The organism is Hyphomonas beringensis (assembly GCF_000682755.1).
In the GTDB taxonomy this organism is placed as follows: domain Bacteria; phylum Pseudomonadota; class Alphaproteobacteria; order Caulobacterales; family Hyphomonadaceae; genus Hyphomonas; species Hyphomonas beringensis.
In genome coordinates this window covers 95,762-111,598 of the sequence record NZ_AWFF01000001.1, presented here as the reverse complement: position 1 = coordinate 111,598, position 15,837 = coordinate 95,762, and the positions used below count along the sequence as shown (strand labels likewise).

Genomic DNA, 15,837 nt, shown 5'->3' with positions numbered 1-15,837 from the left:
GGCCGTCATGGCTCACCTTTCTTGAAAGGCGTGCGTTCGCTCAGATATTCTATATCGGATTCCACGGCTTCGCGTTCGCGCTCCAGATAGTCTGCAACGGCATTGCGCAGGCCCGGATGGGCGATCCAGTGCGTGGAGTAGGTTGTCACGGGCGCATAGCCGCGCGCGAGCTTGTGACCGCCCTGAGCGCCAGCTTCCACGAATTCCAGTCCATGCTCGATGGCATAGTCGATGGCCTGATAATAGCAGGTCTCGAAGTGCAGCATTGGTCTGTGGACGGTGCAACCCCAATAGCGGCCATAGAGCGTGTCCGACCCGACCAGATTCATGGCGCCGCCAATCGGCACGCCATTCTCCATCGCAAAGATAAACAGCAAGTCGTCGGCCATACGCTCGCGCAGCAGGGAAAAGGCCTGGCGGGTCAGATAGGGCGACCCCCATTTGCGGCTGCCCGTGTCCATGTAGAAGACGAAGAACGTATCGAGATGCTCTTCGGTTATTTCGTCTCCGCGCAGATGCACAAACTCCAGCCCTTGTTGAGCCTTTTGCCGCTCCTTGCGCAAATTCTTGCGTTTGGCAGAAGAGAGGTCATCCAGAAAATCTGTGAACGTATGATAGTCTTTGTTCTGCCAGTGAAATTGCTGGTCCGTGCGTAATAACAGGCCGTTGCGTTCCATCATCTCTGCGTCTTCCTTTGGCAGGAAGTTGATATGCAAAGAGGAGAGTTCATTGCTTTCGGCCAACTGGATCGCGCCTGAGAGCAAGGCGGTCTTCAGGCGCGCTTCATCCGGGCCGGGCTCCACCAGAAAGCGGCGTCCGGTCACGGGCGTGAACGGTACGGCGCCCAGCAGTTTCGGATAATAGACCCCGCCGGCGCGTTCAAACGCATCGGCCCAGGAATGGTCGAACACAAACTCTCCGCGCGAATGGCTCTTGCCATAGAGCGGCATGGCGGCTTTGAGTTTTCCGGATGCATCCCGCAGCAAGATGTGGCGCGGCATCCAGCCCGTCGCTGCGCTGGCCGCGCCGGAGCTTTCCATGCTTTCCAGGAATTCCCATTTGAGGAACGGATCATAGCGAACGCCTTTCGGGTTTGCGACGGCGTTCCATTCTTCGGGGCTGACATCGGCCAGCGCTGAAGCAAAACTGATTTTCAGCGCGGTATCGTCCATACCTCGAAACTAGGGCAAGGCGATGCCTGTGACCAGTGCCGGGGCGAGCAGTTCGAAGATGATTGCCGCTTTTTTATCTGCGGCTTCGCGTGCTTCCCCTTCGGTACGCACCGTCCATGTAACACGCGGATAGTCTGCGGGGATCAGTTCCGCCGCTTTGCTTACGTCGGAGATATTGACCGCCACATAGTCAATGCCATCCGACAGGGCGCGCTCGATGACGCTCTTGAAACTCTCAGTCCCAATTGTCTCGGTGGGCCCGACGAGTTGACCGCGCATCAGGCCCTCCGGAAGCGCACGCACGCAGGCCTCGGAAAAGCTCATCGCGGCCGCCAGGCCATCATAGGCCAGCAGCATTTCACCTGTCTGCTGTGCCAGCGCGGCCGGGTCTGTGTCCTTGTCGACCTTCATTTCGGTTAGCAGCGGCAGGTGGCGTGGCCAGATGTCCAGCAATTCGCGGAAAGTAGGGATGCGGACCCCCAGAATAAGCTGCACGGCCTGAAGCTGTTCGCAGGATAGCTGGTTGATCTTGTCAGTGTGGTCGGAGAGGCGCGAGAGATCGCTATCGTGAAACACGACGATCTCGTCATCTGCCGTCAGTCGCACATCGAATTCAATGCCCAGGCCAGCCTCGATTGCGGCCTGAAAAGCGGGGAGCGTGTTCTCCACACAGCCTGCGCCCCATAGCCCTCTATGGGCGTAGGCATAGTCTGCAGGGAAGAACCGCTCCGCCATAGTGTCTTAGCCTGCAATCTCGAAGATGCCGTCCACTTCGACGGCTACGCCGAGGGGCAGTTCCGGGCAGGAAACAGCCGAGCGGGCATGCTTGCCGGCATCGCCGAAGACTTCAGCCATGAGGTCTGAACAGCCATTGATGACTTGCGGAATGTCGGTGAAGCCAGGGGCGGCATTCACAAACCCACCAAGTTTCACCACACGCTTGATACGGGACAGATCGCCCAGGGCCGCGTGGCACTGCGAGATCAGATTGATGCCGCAAATACGCGCGGCCTGCTGGCCTGCAGACAGTTCCATATCCTCGCCAAGGCGGCCTTTGATGAGTCCGTCCGGAGATGCGCTGACCTGACCGGAGACAAACAGCAGATTGCCTGTCTGAACGTATGGCACATAGGTGGCGACAGGTTTCATCGGCGCTGGCAGGACGATGCCGAGGGCGTCGAGACGAGCTTCTGGTGTGGACATGAAATGCTCCTTGTTGGTGTCCCTGCGTCCCTAGACCCTGCCTGCCGCGCTCGGCAAGGGGCGGGAGATTGAAAATACGAGTATCAGGGTTGCAGCTTTTTCATCCGCGCAGCCCGGCCGGTGATCACAGCGTCCGTGCCGAACTTTTCCCGCGCAATATCAGAGGCGCGCTCGGCTGCCGCGCGCTTGGCGATCAACGGGTCCAGCAGGTCTGCGCCATCAGCTTTGTGATCAGAGAGTTCGGACAGGCCAACCCCGATCAGGCGATAGCGCACACGCGCCCGCGTCTCCTTCGCCAGCAATACTCTGGCGGCCCGGAAGACAGTCTGTGCCAGCTGTGTCGGTTCCGAAAGAGAGACGCGGCGGGTCAGCGTCCGGAAATCGGCAGTCTTCAGTTTCAGCGTCACGACGCCGCCGTCCAGGCCGGTTTTCTTTGCGCGGTCCGCCGTCTTCACGCACAACCGCCAAAGTTGGTCCTCCAGCCATGCGGCATCGGAGACATCCTCGTTAAAGGTGGTTTCGGCTGAAACGGATTTACGTTCTTCGTCGATGCGTACAGGCCTGTTGTCGATGCCATGCGCCCGCTGTTTCAGCCACATGCCTGTCTCGCCATAGCGTGAAATTAGCGTTTTCACGTCGGCGCGGTGGATGTCTTCCACCAGATCGTAACCATCCGATTCGAGTCGTGCGGCCAGTTTGGGCCCAACCCCATGCAGGAAGCCAATGGGTTTCGGGCCCAGCAGGCTTTCTGCCTCTTCCACCGAGATGGCGGCAAAGCCGCGGGGCTTGTCCAGTTCGCTGGCGGTCTTGGCGAGAAACTTGTTCACTGAGAGGCCTATCGAAACGGTCACGCCGATGTCCCGCTCGATCTCGGCCGCAAGGCGAGCGAGGGATGCCGCCGGTGGCGCGCCATGCACCGCTTCCGTGCCTGAGAGATCCATATACGCCTCATCCACAGAGACCGGCTGCACAAGCGGCGTCAGGGCCCCCATCTTTGCGCGGATCTGCTGCGCTGCCTCGCGGTATTTGTCGCCATTCGGGCGAACCACGACAGCATCCGGACAGGCCTTCAGCGCCTTGAACATCGGCATCGCAGACCGCACGCCATACAGGCGTGCAATGTAGCAGCAGGTCGCCACCACGCCGCGCTGACCGCCGCCGACGATGACGGGTTTGTCTTTCAGGTCTGGGTTGTCACGCTTCTCGATTGCCGCGAAGAAGGCGTCGCAATCCATGTGGGCAATGGTGAGCGATCTGAGGGCTGGGTGCTGAAGAACGCGCCGCCCAGCACATTGCGGGCAGACATCATGTGCCTCGTCGGCCATGTGGTAGCATTCACGGCATAAAGTATACATTTCAGGATGTTCTTGCCATGTTCCTCGAATTCGAGCAATCGGTTCGACAGAAACTCGTAAACCCGTGTTAAGGAATTAGAGTGTAGCTGGAATTCAACTCCTAGAATCGCCCAGAACCAAAGGCATCCGCAATCATCATGACTAAGACGCAAACCAGGAAAGTTCTGGTTGTTGAGGACAATGAACTCAACATGCGCTTGTTTTGCGACTTGTTGGACGCCTATGGCTTCGAGACTTACCAGTGCCGTGATGGCGCAAAAGCCGTTGAGATCGCCCGCAGGGAACTGCCCGATCTCATCATCATGGATATCCAGCTGCCCGAAGTTTCCGGCCTGGATATTACGCGCTGGTTGAAAGATGATGACAAGGTCGCGCACATTCCGGTGCTGGCTGTCACCGCATTTGCCATGCGGGCAGACGAACAGCGTGTGCGCGAAGCGGGTTGTGAGGGGTATCTCTCCAAACCCATCCAGATATCAACTTTCATCAAGGCGGTTGAGGCATTGATGCCCAAGGAGGCGGCGTGAGTGCCAGAATCCTCGTTGTTGATGATATTGAAGCCAACCGGCGTCTGCTCAGAGCTCGACTAGAAGCTCAATACTATACTGTTTTGCTTGCCGAAAACGGCATGCAGGCGCTTGGCCGAGCCAAGGATGAACAGCCGGATATTATCCTGCTGGACGTCATGATGCCGGGCATGGATGGATATGAGGTCTGCAAGCGCCTGAAAGCTGACAACGAGACCGCTCACATTCCGGTCGTCATGGTAACGGCCCTGAATGACACTGAAGACCGTATCCGCGGACTGGATGCGGGCGCGGAAGACTTCCTGACCAAGCCATTTGAAGATTTCGCGCTTATGTCGCGGATCGGGGCGCTGACACGCTACAATTCCGTTGCCGCTGAACTTCGCCAGCGGCAGGCCAGTAGTGGCCTGAGGGACGAATTGAACGAAAACCCGCTGCAGAGAATTCGCGACAAGCCAGCCCGTGTATTCGTGGTGGACGACAATCCGCGCAGCTCTGCCCGCATTGCGGACATGCTGCGATCGGGCGGCCATAATGCCGTTACGCTGATAGAGGCAGGCGGGCTTTCAGACCTTGCGGAACAGGGCGTGGATATCCTGTTGCTGTCGATGCTCAGCGACCGTTTTGACGCCCTCAAGCTATGCGCGCATTTCAAATCCAATGAAGCCACACGCTCGCTGTCCATTCTTCTACTGTGTGATCCCGAAGACCAGCAGCGCGCCGGTAAGGGCCTGGAGCTTGGCGCCAGCGATGTGATCTTCTCTCCGGTGGATCGGCAGGAATTGCTGGCGCGGGTCCGCACACAGGCTCGCCGTGCCCGCTATATCGACATGCTGAGAGAGCGCGTGGACCGCGGGCTTGAGCTGTCCATCATCGACCAGCTGACCGGGCTCTACAATCGCCGATTCATGACGAATCAGCTCGACTCTTTCATGCGCCGCGCGGTTATGGGCGGTGCGCCTGTTTCCGTCATGATGGCGGATATCGACCACTTCAAATCCGTCAACGACACCTATGGCCATGACGCTGGCGATGAAGTGCTCATCGAAGTTGCCAGTCGCCTGAAATCCAATGTGAGGGCGCTGGACGTGGTCTGCAGGCCGGGCGGCGAGGAATTCCTCGTCATCATGCCGGAGACCCCAGGAGACCTTGCCTGCGCTGCGGCTGAGCGTATTCGTCAGGCCGTCGCAGCCCAGCCCTTTTCGGTGAACAAGGGAGAGCGCGAGATCAGCATCACGGTTAGCGCGGGCGTCGGTACCGTACTGGGGCCGGAAGACACGGTGGCTGATCTGGTCAAGCGCGCCGATGTGGCGCTCTATCAGGCCAAGTCCTCTGGCCGGAACCGCGTAGAGAATCAGGCCGCCTGATTGACTTCCGGCTGATACGGGCTCAGTGGGCCGCATCATGACTGACCGGTTCGCGGCATTTCGCCATTCCTCCTATCGCAGATATTTCCTGTCGCGCTTCCTGACATCGCTGGCAGCGCAGATCGTGTCTGTGGCGGTCGCCTGGCAGATGTATGATCTGACCCAGAATGCGGCTCTGCTAGGGTGGATCGGACTGGTTCAATTCCTGCCAGCCTTGCTGCTTGTGGTCGTCACCGGCGTTACGGCGGATCGGCTCGGCCGCCGTAATGTCATGGGCGTTGCGGTTACGGTAGAACTGGCCTGTGCGGCGATGATCCTGTTTCTGGCTGTCACGGGCACTTTCCAGCCGCTTGTCGTGCTGGGCACGCTGACCGTATTTGGATGTGCCAGGGCATTCTTTACGCCAGCCTCATCCAGCCTGGCGGTCAATCTGGTGCCGCGAGAGGATTTCGCGAATGCCGTTGGCTGGATCGCTTCCTCATGGCAGGCGGCGTCTATCTTCGGGCCTGTCGCGGGCGGCTTGCTCTACGGTCTCTATCATGGCGCAGCCTATGCGACGGCAGTTGTCCTGTTCGGCATCGCGGCTGTGCTCATCTTCTCCATCCCGAAGCCTGAACAGCGCATTGAGCGTGAGCCCACAAGCCTCAGCACGCTGCTGGGGGGCTTCAGCTATGTCTTGAAGCAGAAGATCGTTCTAGGGGCGATCTCGCTCGATCTGTTTGCTGTTTTGCTTGGCGGCGCGGTGGCGCTGCTGCCAATCTATGCGCGCGACATCCTGCACATCGGGGAAGAAGGGTTGGGCCTGCTGCGCGCCGCGCCAGGGATAGGCGCGCTGATCATGCTGGGCATCATTACAGCATTCCCGATCAAGGATCATGCTGGCATCATCCTGTTCATTTCTGTCGCCCTGTTCGGTCTGGCAACGGTCGTATTCGGCCACTCTACAGTCGCGTGGCTGTCCATCCTGGCCCTGATGTGCGTCGGGGCGTTCGACATGGTGTCAGTCTATATCCGCGAGGTGCTTGTACAGCTCTGGACGCCGGATCAGGTGCGCGGCCGAGTGAATGCGGTGAATTCCATTTTCCTGGGCGCGTCCAATGAACTTGGCGAGGCGCGGGCCGGATTCATGGCAGCCAAATGGGGCGCGGTGTTTACCGTGGTGGCCGGGGGCTATGCCGCTGTAGGTATTGCCGCCGCATGGGCCGGTATGTTTCCCGGCATCCGCAAAACGCGAGACCTGCATCACGGCGCGCCGGAAGAGTAGCAGGCAACAAAAAACCCGCTCATTGAGCGGGCTTTCTGAAATCTTCACAGAAAACAGGATCTTACTTGATCTTGCCTTCTTTGAACTCGACGTGCTTCTTGGCAACCGGGTCGTATTTACGCTTGACCATTTTCTCGGTCATGTTGCGCGGGTTTTTCTTCGTCACATAGAAGAAGCCGGTGTCGGCCGTCGAGTTGAGGCGGATCTTGATGGTGGCTGGTTTGGCCATGACGAAAGCTCGCTTATGTTAGCGTCTGAAACAGGAAAGCGGCTTAATGGCGAGGTGCGGACCGGAAGTCAAGCGCCATTGCTGCTAGAGGCGGTCTGAACTGTGTCCGCTGCGCGTCCATTTCAGGAAGGGCGGGCCGCGTTGCAGGTCCGGTTTTTCCAGCCTTTCCTCGATTTCGCCCAGCATAAAACGCGTCACATTGGGCAAATCCAGGTCCAGAGCGTCTTTCAGCGTCACCCATTGCAGGTCTGACAGCTCAGCGCCGTCGACCGGTGGACGCTCGTCAATCAGTGCCTCTTCGGCCTCTGCCATGAAGAATCGGGCATCGAATCGGCGCGGTCTGTAGGGCGGCGTGACAGCCCGACCAATGAAGGTGAGCGGAGACAGATGCGGCGCTGCGTCCAGCGCGTGGAAGCGCTTCCAGCCTTTGACATAAGTGTCCGGCATTTCCGCCTCACGCGCCACCAGAAGGCCGGTTTCCTCGAATGTCTCGCGGATGGCAGTCAGGCCGAAGGCGCGTGGCTTGCGGCGCGCCTGGATGCGCAGCTTGGCCTCCACTTCAGGCCGGAGCTCGCAATAAGAGGTCGCCCGGCCGTCTTCGGGGTCTACGCGTCCGCCTGGAAAGACATATTTGTCCGGCATGAAGACATGCCCGCCAGAGCGCTTGCCCATCAGGACGCGCGGCTGGGAGGCATCCCGGCGCACCAGAATCAGCGTTGCCGCATCTTTCGGTCGCAGGCTGCGCTTTCCGGTCTCGACGACATCGCCGACATCTTCCTTGTCATAGGCCGATCCGATCAGACCAGTCTTCGGGGCAGTATCAGGCATAAATCTACTTCTTGCGGCCGCGCCGCTTGTGCTTGGGCAAGGTCTTCTTGCTGAATTTCGGTTTTCCACTCTGTTTGGACTTGATACGACCCGGAGCGCCTCTGCGGGAGGGTCTATCTGCATCTGTCTTGCTACGCGCCTCTCTGCGGCCCTTTGGGGCGGGCATGGGCTCTGACAGCATTTCCAGCAGCAGACCGCCCTGCAATGGTGTCACTTCCTTCAGGCGCACCTTCACGATCTGGCCGAGGCCATAGGTCTTGCCAGAGCCGCGCGCATAGATCTGCATGGCGGCATCATCCAGCACCCAATAATCGTCAGAGATGGATGAGATGGGGATAAAGCCATCCGCGCCGGACCCCGCCAGCGCCACAAACAGGCCTGCGCCGGTGACACCGGTGATGCGACCCTCGAACTCTGCGCCTACCCGGTCAGCCAGGAAGATGGCGAGGTAGCGGTCTGTTGCTTCGCGTTCCGCAGCCATGGAGCGGCGCTCCGTGCCGGAAATATGCTCTGCAATCTCCTCCAGCCGTACGGACATGTCTTTCGACAGGCCATCCGGCCCAAGGTTCAGAGCCGCAATCAGTGCACGGTGCACGATCAAATCGGCATAGCGGCGGATCGGAGAGGTGAAGTGGGCATAGCGTACAAGGTTCAGGCCGAAATGGCCGAGATTTTCTTCCGAATAGATCGCCTGTGCCTGTGTGCGCAGCACCATCTGCGTCACCATCTGGGCATAGTCTCCGTCCTGAATATCCTTCAGCAGGCGGTTGAATTTCTCTGTCTGCGGGCGCTCGCCAACATGCCATTTCATGTCGATCGTCTGCAGGAATTCCGCAAAGGCTGCGATCTTCGCATCGCTCGGCACATCATGCACACGATAGACCAGCGGGCTTTTCTGCTTTTCCAGCGTTTCCGCAGCGGCCACGTTTGCCTGGATCATGAACTCCTCGATCAGGCGGTGGGCCTCAAGGCGTTCCTTGGTGATGATGCCTTCAATCTCTCCGTCCTCGGAGAAGATAATGCGGCGCTCCGGCAGGTCGAGATCAAGCGGGGAGCGTTTGTCCCGCGCCCGGGCCACAGCGGCGTATGCGCCCCAGAGCGGCTTCAGCACATCCTCCAGCATCTCGCCGGCCTTGCCGCCCGGCTTGCCATCAATCGCTGCCTGGGCCTCCTGATAGGAGAGCTTGGCGGCAGACTTCATCATGCCGCGAATAAAGCGGTGGGAGCGCTTGGTGCCGGATTTGTCGAAGATCATCTCCACCGCCATGCACCGGCGCAGTTCGCCCTCACGTAGGGAGCATTCGTCCGCAGACAGCTCAAAGGGCAGCATCGGCACAACCCGGTCGGGGAAGTAGGTGGAGTTGCCGCGCTTCAGGGCTTCGCGGTCCAACGGAGAATTCTCGGTGACGTAAGCGGCAACATCGGCAATCGCGACAATCACGCGCCAGCCATCGTCCAGCTGCTCGGCGAAGACGGCATCGTCATGGTCGCGGGCATCATGCGGGTCGATGGTAATCAGCGGGATTTGCGTCAGGTCTTCGCGTTCGGCCTTTGCCGGTTTCGGATCGCGTGCCTGTTCCAATGCGGCTTCCGGAAACTCGACCGGAATATCGTGCGCATGAATGGCCAGCAGGCTAGCTGAGCGCGGGTCATCAATATGGCCGATCACTTCGCGTACAATGCCAAGGTTCGGGCCATACTGGCGCCGGGCCTGGGGCTTTGGCACCGTGATGACGAGATCGCCATCTTCTGCGCCATTGCGGTCCGCTTCCTGAATCAGGAATTCGCGGCGTTCCTTACGGTTGGACGGGGTCACCTTGCCGCCGCGCGGGCCCTGCGAATAGAGGCCGACAATCGAATTGCTCAGCCGCTTCTCCAGCACGGTCAGCGCGCGGGCCTGCCACACGCCATCGACCAGCTTGATCTTGCAGAGCGCGCGGTCGCCTTCGCCGGGCTCGGTCACCTTGCCGCGTGGCTTGCCGGAGAGGCCGGTATAGATGATGTCCGGGCCGAAGGGGCCATTGTCGCCAACGGCCTTGCCGATCAGGTCTCCATTCTCGTCCTGGTGGGTGAATTGTACCACGCCGGTCGGGGGCGGGCGGTCGGCCTGTGCCCAGGCGCGTTTGCCTGTGCGCTCAAGCGTGCCGTCCTGCTCCAGTTCCTTCAGGATCTCGCGCAAAGTGGCGCGGTCGCGGCCTTTAACTTTCAGGCCGCGCGCAATGTCCTGCTTCGTGGTGGCGTTCGGATGGTCCCGTATATAATCGAGGACCGTTTGCTTATCTGGAAAACTCATACACCCGCATATAAGCGGACTCGCGCCAAATTGCGCGGGTTTTTACTGCAAAGCGGCTTGATGCAAACACTCTTATCGTATTTTCTCGATGATGTTGTCGAGATCTACATATTGGCAAGCGACCACTTCGAAGCCGGTGTTTGTGAAACTATTTAATTGTTTTTGCTGGGAAATACTCAACTCCCATTTGTTGTCCGGGCGAAGTGATAAGGCGTAAATACCAGTCACCAACCCGACATCCGTGTTATAGACTACACCGATTGAGAAGCCAGTGGCTCCAATGCCGATAAATGAAACGTTGCCACCTGAATCTCTAGCTGAGTAAATCTCATTTCGTGCATCGACCCATAAAATATCCCAGTTTCCTTCATCTGAAAGGGTGAGAGAAACCTTCATACTAGGGGTGGAGTCTTCACCAAAACCAGATTCGCCCTCTGGAATAATGCCTCCATACATATAGTAGGATCTGCCTGCAGAATCCCCTGAGCAAGTAGCTACAGTATCGGCGAAGCTAACCAATGAAGGACAGAAAACGGCCGCAATCAGAAGTGGGGATATTTTTCGCATTAGGCCTCCCTAGGTAGGGATATTGCCCGTGTATGCGAACTGAATCAAGCTGATTGCTTTGCTTACCCTTCCGGATTTGAGTCCTTTTTCGCCGCCGGTTTTTTCTTCGCGGGGGCCTTTTTCTTTGCCGCAGGCTTCTTGGCGGCAGCTTTCTTCGCCGGGGCTTTCTTCTTGCCGCCTTTGGCTGCCTTCGCGTTGATCAGCTCGATGGCCTGTTCCAGCGTCACCGTATCCGGCGTCACATCCTTGGGCAGAGTGGCGTTGGTCTTGCCATGCTTCACATAAGGGCCATAGCGGCCTTCGAAGACCTCGATTGCACCACCATCCGGGTGATCGCCCAGGGATTTGAGCGCCGTCGCCGCGCCGCGGGCTGCGCCCTTGGCCTTCTTGTCTGCGATCAGCGTGACCGCATGGTTCAGGCCGATGGTGAAGACATCATTCGGGTCTTTCAGGTTCGCATAGGTCTTGCCGTGCTGAACATAAGGGCCGAAGCGACCGAAATTCGCCAGGATCGGCTCGCCATCTTCCGGGTGCTTGCCGACTTCGCGGGGCAGGGAGAGCAGCTCTACGGCGCGGTCCAGTGTCAGGGCCTGCGGGTTTTCCTTCTCGGCCTTGGTTAGCGAAGCACGCTTCGGCTTGTCGTCCGTTGCCATCTCGACATAGGGGCCAAAGCGGCCGGTCTTGAGGAACACGGTCTGGCCCGTTTCCGGGTGGATGCCCAGTTCCTCGCCATCCGGATTGATCGCGCTTTGCTCGCCCGTGGCGGAGAATTGCCGCGTATATTTGCACTCCGGGTGACGGGAGCAGCCGACAAACGCGCCATAGCGGCCGAGCTTCATCGACAGCTCACCCTCTTTGCAGAGTGGGCACTGACGCGGATTCTCGACCGGATTGCCATCGGCATCCTGGCGCGGGAACACATAGGCGCCGAGTTCCTCGTTCAGAACATCCAGCACTTCAGAAACGCGCAGGTCTTTCGTCTGGTCGACATCGGAAATGAATTGCTGCCAGAACTCCTTCAGGAAGGTTTTCCAGTCGAGCTTGCCGTCAGAGATGATGTCCAGCTTCTCTTCCAGGCCGGCAGTGAAGTCATACTCCACATAGCGCTGGAAGAAGTTCTCAAGGAACGCCGTCACGAGGCGGCCCTTGTCTTCGGGGATCAGCTGTTTCTTTTCCAGGCGCACATAGCCGCGGTCTTCCAGCGTCGACAGCGTGGAAGCATAGGTCGACGGGCGGCCGATTCCGAGCTCTTCCAGCTTCTTGACCAGCGAGGCTTCGGTGTAGCGCGGCGGCGGCGTGGTGAAGTGCTGTGTCGCGTCGGCCTTCAGCAAATCGGCATGCTGGCCTTCCTGCATTTTCGGCAGGCGGTTCTCGGCATCGTCGCCGTCATCACCCTCGTCGCGGCCTTCTGTGTAGAGCTTGATATAGCCATCAAACACCAGAACCTGGCCGGTCGCGCGTAGAACAGCGCGCTTGTCCTTGGAGGTCAGGTCGATGGTTGTACGCTCAAAGCGGGCGGTTTCCATTTGCGAGGCGACTGCACGGCGCCAGACCAGCGTGTAGAGCTTCTTCAGATCTCCATCGCCATGATACTCTTCCGGGCGCAGGTCGAAATTGGTCGGGCGGATGGCTTCGTGAGCCTCCTGCGCATTCTTCGCCTTTGAAGAATAGCGGCGTGTCTTTTCCGGAAGATACCGCGCGCCATAATTCGACTGGATCATGGAGCGGGCAGCCACATAGGCTTCCTCGGCCATGTTCACGCCATCGGTCCGCATATAGGTGATGCGGCCTTCCTCGTAGAGCTTCTGGGCAGCCTGCATGGTACGCTTGGCCGTGAAGCCCAGCTTGCGGGAGGCCTCCTGCTGAAGCGTGGACGTAATGAAGGGCGGCGGCGGGTTGCGTTTGACCGGCTTTGCCTCAACCGAGCTGACGGAATAGCCACCGCCGCGCACGATCTCCAGCGCCTTGTCGGCGTCGCCCTTGTTGCCGAGCGTGAATTTCTTCAGCGTCTCGCCATCCAGGCTGTAGAGGCGGGTTTCGAAATCCGTCCCGTCCGGCGCGCGCAGACTGGCCAGCACGTTCCAGTATTCCTCAGGCTTGAAGAGCTCAATCTCATTCTCGCGATCGCAGACAATGCGCAGCGCCACAGACTGAACGCGACCAGCCGAGCGGCTGCCGGGCAGCTTGCGCCACAGCACCGGCGACAGGTTGAAGCCGACCAGATAATCCAGCGCGCGGCGGGCGAGATAGGCGTCCACCAGCTCGGCGTCGATCTGGCGAGGGTGCTCCATCGCAGTGGTCACGGCGTTCTTGGTGATGGCGTTGAAGACGACGCGCTCGACCGGCGTGTCCTTCTTCAGGGCGCGGCGCTTGCGCAAGGCTTCGACCAGGTGCCAGGAAATGGCCTCTCCTTCGCGATCCGGGTCGGTCGCGAGAATAAGCGTGTCGGCTTCCTTCAGCGCGGAGGCGATTTCGGAGATTCGCTTGGACGATTTGGAATCCGCCTCCCAGATCATTTCGAAATCATTGTCCGGGTCCACCGACCCGTTCTTAGAGGGCAGATCGCGGATATGGCCGTACGACGCCAGGACCTTATAGTCCTTGCCGAGGTATTTATTGATGGTTTTTGCCTTGGCGGGCGACTCGACGACAACAAGTTTCATGCGCTTACCTCTTTAAGGCGGCGAGAGATGGGGGGCGGAGACGTGGGCTGTCAAGGCCGTGCTGTGATCAGCCGTCTTCTTTGTAGGCGATGTAGGTGAGGGTACAGAACAAGACAAATAACGGCGGACTCCAAGCAGCCACTATAGGAGGCGCGGCGCCGGTCGCTCCCAGGCTGGAAGAGAATTGGGTAAAGAAATACAGTCCCACAGCTGCAAGTGATCCGATGGCCAGCAGCTGGGAATTGCCGCCCATGCGCTGAAGACGCAGACAAACCACCGCGCCGATCAGGGCCATCGCCACAAACAATGCCGGAAGGGCCAGAAGCGCGCTGAGCTGCATTTTGTAGCGCGAGGCATCCAGGCCCGCTGCCTGGGTCTGGCGCACGAAATGGGGAAGGTCCCAGAAGCCGATCGTGTTGGGCGAAGCAAACTTGTCGAGCAGCGTGCTGGCATCCAGCGTTGTCGGAATGGCCAGATTGGCTTTGCGCTCTGTCGGCTGGTTAGGGATGTTCTCCACCACGCCTTCCAGCTGCCAGAAGCCATCACGCAGGATCGCCCGGTCGGCATCAATGCGGCGGGCAAAGGCGAAATCATTGGTCGGGCGCCCATTGGCGTAGAGGCGCTCCTCCTGGATCATCTTCACATCTTGAAGGTTCACGCCGCCTTCTTCCACGCGCTTGGCATGGATCACGATCTGGTTCGTTTCATCACCCTGGCGCAGCCAGATGCCGGTATCGGAGACCGAAAGCGTGGGCCGGCCTTCATTCAGCAGGCGGTCGCGGGTCATCTCGAAGGATTCCGTCAGGCGTGCGGCGAAGGGGTTCAGCACCATCATCGTGAACAGGCCCATGAAAAGTCCAAGCACCATGACCGGGGTCAGGAAGCGCCAGGCGGAAATACCACTCGCGCGGATGATCGACAGTTCGGAGCGGCGGTTCAGGCGCGTGAAAGCCATCATGGACGCAACCAGCAAGGCAAAGGGCAGCGTCTGCTCGACAATCTGGGGCAGCTTCATCAGGGACAGGCGCACCGCGCCGAGAATGCTGAGTGAGACATCGCCGCCGACCGTCCGCAGCTGCTCCACCACATCGATCATCAGGATCGCCAGCAGCAGGATGCCCAGCACAAGGGCAAGTCCGGTCAGGCACTCTTTCAGAATGTAAAACTGAATACGGGAAAACAGGGGCATCAGCTGGCCGCGCCTCCTGCGCCGCGGAACAGATCAATATGCGGGCGTTCGATTTTGCCCAGATGCCTGCCGCGCCCAAAATAGATGTAGCTGAGCAAACCAATCGCTGACAACGGCGCCAGCCACTGCAGGATATTCAGCGCCGGGTCACTCGCCGCCTGAGACTGTAGGACAAGCTGCACAATCAGAATGCCAATGGCGCCGCCTGTCGCATAGCCGATCCGGCGGCTGTAGCCCTTTCGGCTGAAATCGCCGCCCAGCACGGCATAGATTGCCAGAAGGACCATGACGATATTCAGCAGCGGCGTGGTCATTCGGCTATTTGCCTCTGCCAGGAAGGCATCGGCTTCTTTCAGTTCGAAATAATTGGTCCGGTCCACGAAAAAGAGTTCGTAGAGGTATTTGTCGGAGGCTTTCAGCACGAGGTCTGATTCCTCCTTCATGAACTCGCTGAGATCGAACAAATACTGGTCAAACTCCAGAATGGAAAGCTGCTCGTTCTCGTCCAGTTGCTGGCTAGTCGCATCGCGCAGAAGAAGGGTCGGCTTGCCGTCCACTTCGATTAGCGCCGCGCTGCGGGCCAGAATGTCTGTCGGGTGTTCTGCGTCCGTCATGTCGGAGATCAGCACGCCTCTCAGCTCGCCGCCCACCTGTTCACGAGCATAGAAGGTCAGCTGACCGCCATTATTGGTAAACTGGCCGGGCCGGATCAAGGCGGCAGCCAGGTCCGCCCGCGCTGTCGCGACGGTTTCCCGCATCGCGCGCTGTGCCAGCGGCTGGACCCACAGATTGACGGTTAAATGGGCAATTGCGCAGATGACGGCGAGGCGGATCAGCGGCGAGGCGACCTGCCAGCGGGTCATGCCGGCGGCCTGAGCGACGACGATCTCGCTATCCTTGTGAATGCGATTGAGGGACCAGACGCTGGCCACGAACAAAGCGAGCGGCAGCAACAAGGCAATGATCTGCGGTGCGCCCAGCATGACAATGTAGAAGTAGGTGGCCGCGGACTGGCGGTTCTCCAGAATCAGGTCGGTCCGCGAGAGGCCCTGCGCGAGAAGGGCAAGCATGGACAGCCCACCGACAATGATGACCACAGCCCTCAGGACTTCGAAAAACAGATATGTCTGGACTTTGGTCATAGGGCGTAAGGCAGGCTTTTCGCAGAATCCTTCAGAAA

14 protein-coding genes are annotated in these 15,837 nt (G+C 59.2%); 3 read left to right on the top strand and 11 right to left on the bottom strand.

The window, feature by feature from the left end; translation table 11 throughout:
* Nucleotides 1-5: 5 nt before the first annotated feature.
* From HY29_RS00520 to HY29_RS00505, 4 genes are all read right to left on the bottom strand, one after another.
* Nucleotides 6-1,172 (bottom strand): GNAT family N-acetyltransferase, encoded by a 1,167-nt coding sequence (locus HY29_RS00520; RefSeq protein WP_034789753.1) that lies wholly within the window; start codon nt 1,170-1,172, stop codon nt 6-8.
* A 9-nt stretch (nt 1,173-1,181) separates the two neighbouring features.
* Complete coding sequence (locus HY29_RS18140; RefSeq protein WP_051600966.1) at nt 1,182-1,907, bottom strand: glycerophosphodiester phosphodiesterase family protein; 726 nt, start codon at nt 1,905-1,907, stop codon at nt 1,182-1,184.
* Nucleotides 1,908-1,913: 6 nt separating this feature from the next.
* A complete protein-coding gene (locus tag HY29_RS00510; RefSeq protein ID WP_034789751.1) occupies nt 1,914-2,375 on the bottom strand; it encodes a RidA family protein in 462 nt (153 codons plus the stop codon).
* A gap of 83 nt (nt 2,376-2,458) precedes the next feature.
* Entirely contained in the window at nt 2,459-3,730 is a 1,272-nt protein-coding gene (locus HY29_RS00505) for a DNA polymerase IV (protein WP_034789749.1), read from the bottom strand.
* 137 nt (nt 3,731-3,867) lie between these two features.
* Here HY29_RS00505 and HY29_RS00500 point away from each other — a divergent pair, with 137 nt between their 5' ends.
* Genes HY29_RS00500 through HY29_RS00490 form a run of 3 tightly spaced genes read left to right on the top strand, consistent with a single transcriptional unit; the run spans nt 3,868 to nt 6,888 of the window.
* The gene (locus HY29_RS00500; RefSeq protein WP_034789747.1) at nt 3,868-4,257 is read left to right on the top strand and encodes a response regulator; all 390 of its coding nucleotides are present in this window, start codon (nt 3,868-3,870) and stop codon (nt 4,255-4,257) included.
* Complete coding sequence (locus tag HY29_RS00495) at nt 4,254-5,624, top strand: PleD family two-component system response regulator (RefSeq protein WP_034789745.1); 1,371 nt, start codon at nt 4,254-4,256, stop codon at nt 5,622-5,624. The genes HY29_RS00500 and HY29_RS00495 overlap by 4 nt, the downstream gene beginning before the upstream one ends.
* Before the next feature lie 37 nt (nt 5,625-5,661).
* A complete protein-coding gene (locus HY29_RS00490; RefSeq protein WP_034790497.1) occupies nt 5,662-6,888 on the top strand; it encodes an MFS transporter in 1,227 nt (408 codons plus the stop codon).
* A gap of 61 nt (nt 6,889-6,949) precedes the next feature.
* On the opposite strand, the gene rpmG is transcribed toward HY29_RS00490, so the two are convergent.
* From rpmG to HY29_RS00455, 7 genes are all read right to left on the bottom strand, one after another.
* On the bottom strand, nt 6,950-7,117 hold the full coding sequence (gene rpmG, locus HY29_RS00485; protein ID WP_034789743.1) for a 50S ribosomal protein L33: 168 nt from the start codon (nt 7,115-7,117) through the stop codon (nt 6,950-6,952).
* Nucleotides 7,118-7,201: 84 nt separating this feature from the next.
* The gene (locus tag HY29_RS00480) at nt 7,202-7,945 is read right to left on the bottom strand and encodes an NUDIX hydrolase (RefSeq protein WP_034789728.1); all 744 of its coding nucleotides are present in this window, start codon (nt 7,943-7,945) and stop codon (nt 7,202-7,204) included.
* A gap of 4 nt (nt 7,946-7,949) precedes the next feature.
* Nucleotides 7,950-10,238 (bottom strand): ribonuclease R, encoded by a 2,289-nt coding sequence (gene rnr, locus HY29_RS00475; protein WP_034789725.1) that lies wholly within the window; start codon nt 10,236-10,238, stop codon nt 7,950-7,952.
* Between the two features lie 72 nt (nt 10,239-10,310).
* A complete protein-coding gene (locus HY29_RS00470; protein ID WP_155838153.1) occupies nt 10,311-10,805 on the bottom strand; it encodes a hypothetical protein in 495 nt (164 codons plus the stop codon).
* Between the two features lie 62 nt (nt 10,806-10,867).
* Complete coding sequence (gene topA / locus HY29_RS00465; RefSeq protein ID WP_034789719.1) at nt 10,868-13,468, bottom strand: type I DNA topoisomerase; 2,601 nt, start codon at nt 13,466-13,468, stop codon at nt 10,868-10,870.
* Between the two features lie 67 nt (nt 13,469-13,535).
* Nucleotides 13,536-14,657 carry an LPS export ABC transporter permease LptG gene (gene lptG / locus HY29_RS00460; protein WP_034789717.1) on the bottom strand — a complete coding sequence of 374 codons (1,122 nt, stop codon included), beginning with the start codon at nt 14,655-14,657 and terminating at the stop codon, nt 13,536-13,538.
* Nucleotides 14,657-15,799, bottom strand: a complete 1,143-nt coding sequence (locus HY29_RS00455) for an LptF/LptG family permease (RefSeq protein WP_051600965.1) — start codon at nt 15,797-15,799, stop codon at nt 14,657-14,659. The genes lptG and HY29_RS00455 overlap by 1 nt, the downstream gene beginning before the upstream one ends.
* Nucleotides 15,800-15,837: the final 38 nt, after the last annotated feature.

What these genes read in the sequence shown, in the direction of transcription:
- rpmG (WP_034789743.1), bottom strand. Translation starts at nt 7,117, where the DNA reads ATGGCCAAACCAGCCACCATCAAGATCCGCCTCAACTCGACGGCCGAC.
- HY29_RS00510 (WP_034789751.1), bottom strand. Translation starts at nt 2,375, where the DNA reads ATGTCCACACCAGAAGCTCGTCTCGACGCCCTCGGCATCGTCCTGCCA.
- HY29_RS00455 (WP_051600965.1), bottom strand. Translation starts at nt 15,799, where the DNA reads ATGACCAAAGTCCAGACATATCTGTTTTTCGAAGTCCTGAGGGCTGTG.
- rnr (WP_034789725.1), bottom strand. Translation starts at nt 10,238, where the DNA reads ATGAGTTTTCCAGATAAGCAAACGGTCCTCGATTATATACGGGACCAT.
- HY29_RS00520 (WP_034789753.1), bottom strand. Translation starts at nt 1,172, where the DNA reads ATGGACGATACCGCGCTGAAAATCAGTTTTGCTTCAGCGCTGGCCGAT.
- HY29_RS00505 (WP_034789749.1), bottom strand. Translation starts at nt 3,730, where the DNA reads ATGTATACTTTATGCCGTGAATGCTACCACATGGCCGACGAGGCACAT.
- topA (WP_034789719.1), bottom strand. Translation starts at nt 13,468, where the DNA reads ATGAAACTTGTTGTCGTCGAGTCGCCCGCCAAGGCAAAAACCATCAAT.
- HY29_RS18140 (WP_051600966.1), bottom strand. Translation starts at nt 1,907, where the DNA reads ATGGCGGAGCGGTTCTTCCCTGCAGACTATGCCTACGCCCATAGAGGG.
- HY29_RS00480 (WP_034789728.1), bottom strand. Translation starts at nt 7,945, where the DNA reads ATGCCTGATACTGCCCCGAAGACTGGTCTGATCGGATCGGCCTATGAC.
- HY29_RS00470 (WP_155838153.1), bottom strand. Translation starts at nt 10,805, where the DNA reads ATGCGAAAAATATCCCCACTTCTGATTGCGGCCGTTTTCTGTCCTTCA.
- HY29_RS00500 (WP_034789747.1), top strand. Translation starts at nt 3,868, where the DNA reads ATGACTAAGACGCAAACCAGGAAAGTTCTGGTTGTTGAGGACAATGAA.
- lptG (WP_034789717.1), bottom strand. Translation starts at nt 14,657, where the DNA reads ATGCCCCTGTTTTCCCGTATTCAGTTTTACATTCTGAAAGAGTGCCTG.
- HY29_RS00490 (WP_034790497.1), top strand. Translation starts at nt 5,662, where the DNA reads ATGACTGACCGGTTCGCGGCATTTCGCCATTCCTCCTATCGCAGATAT.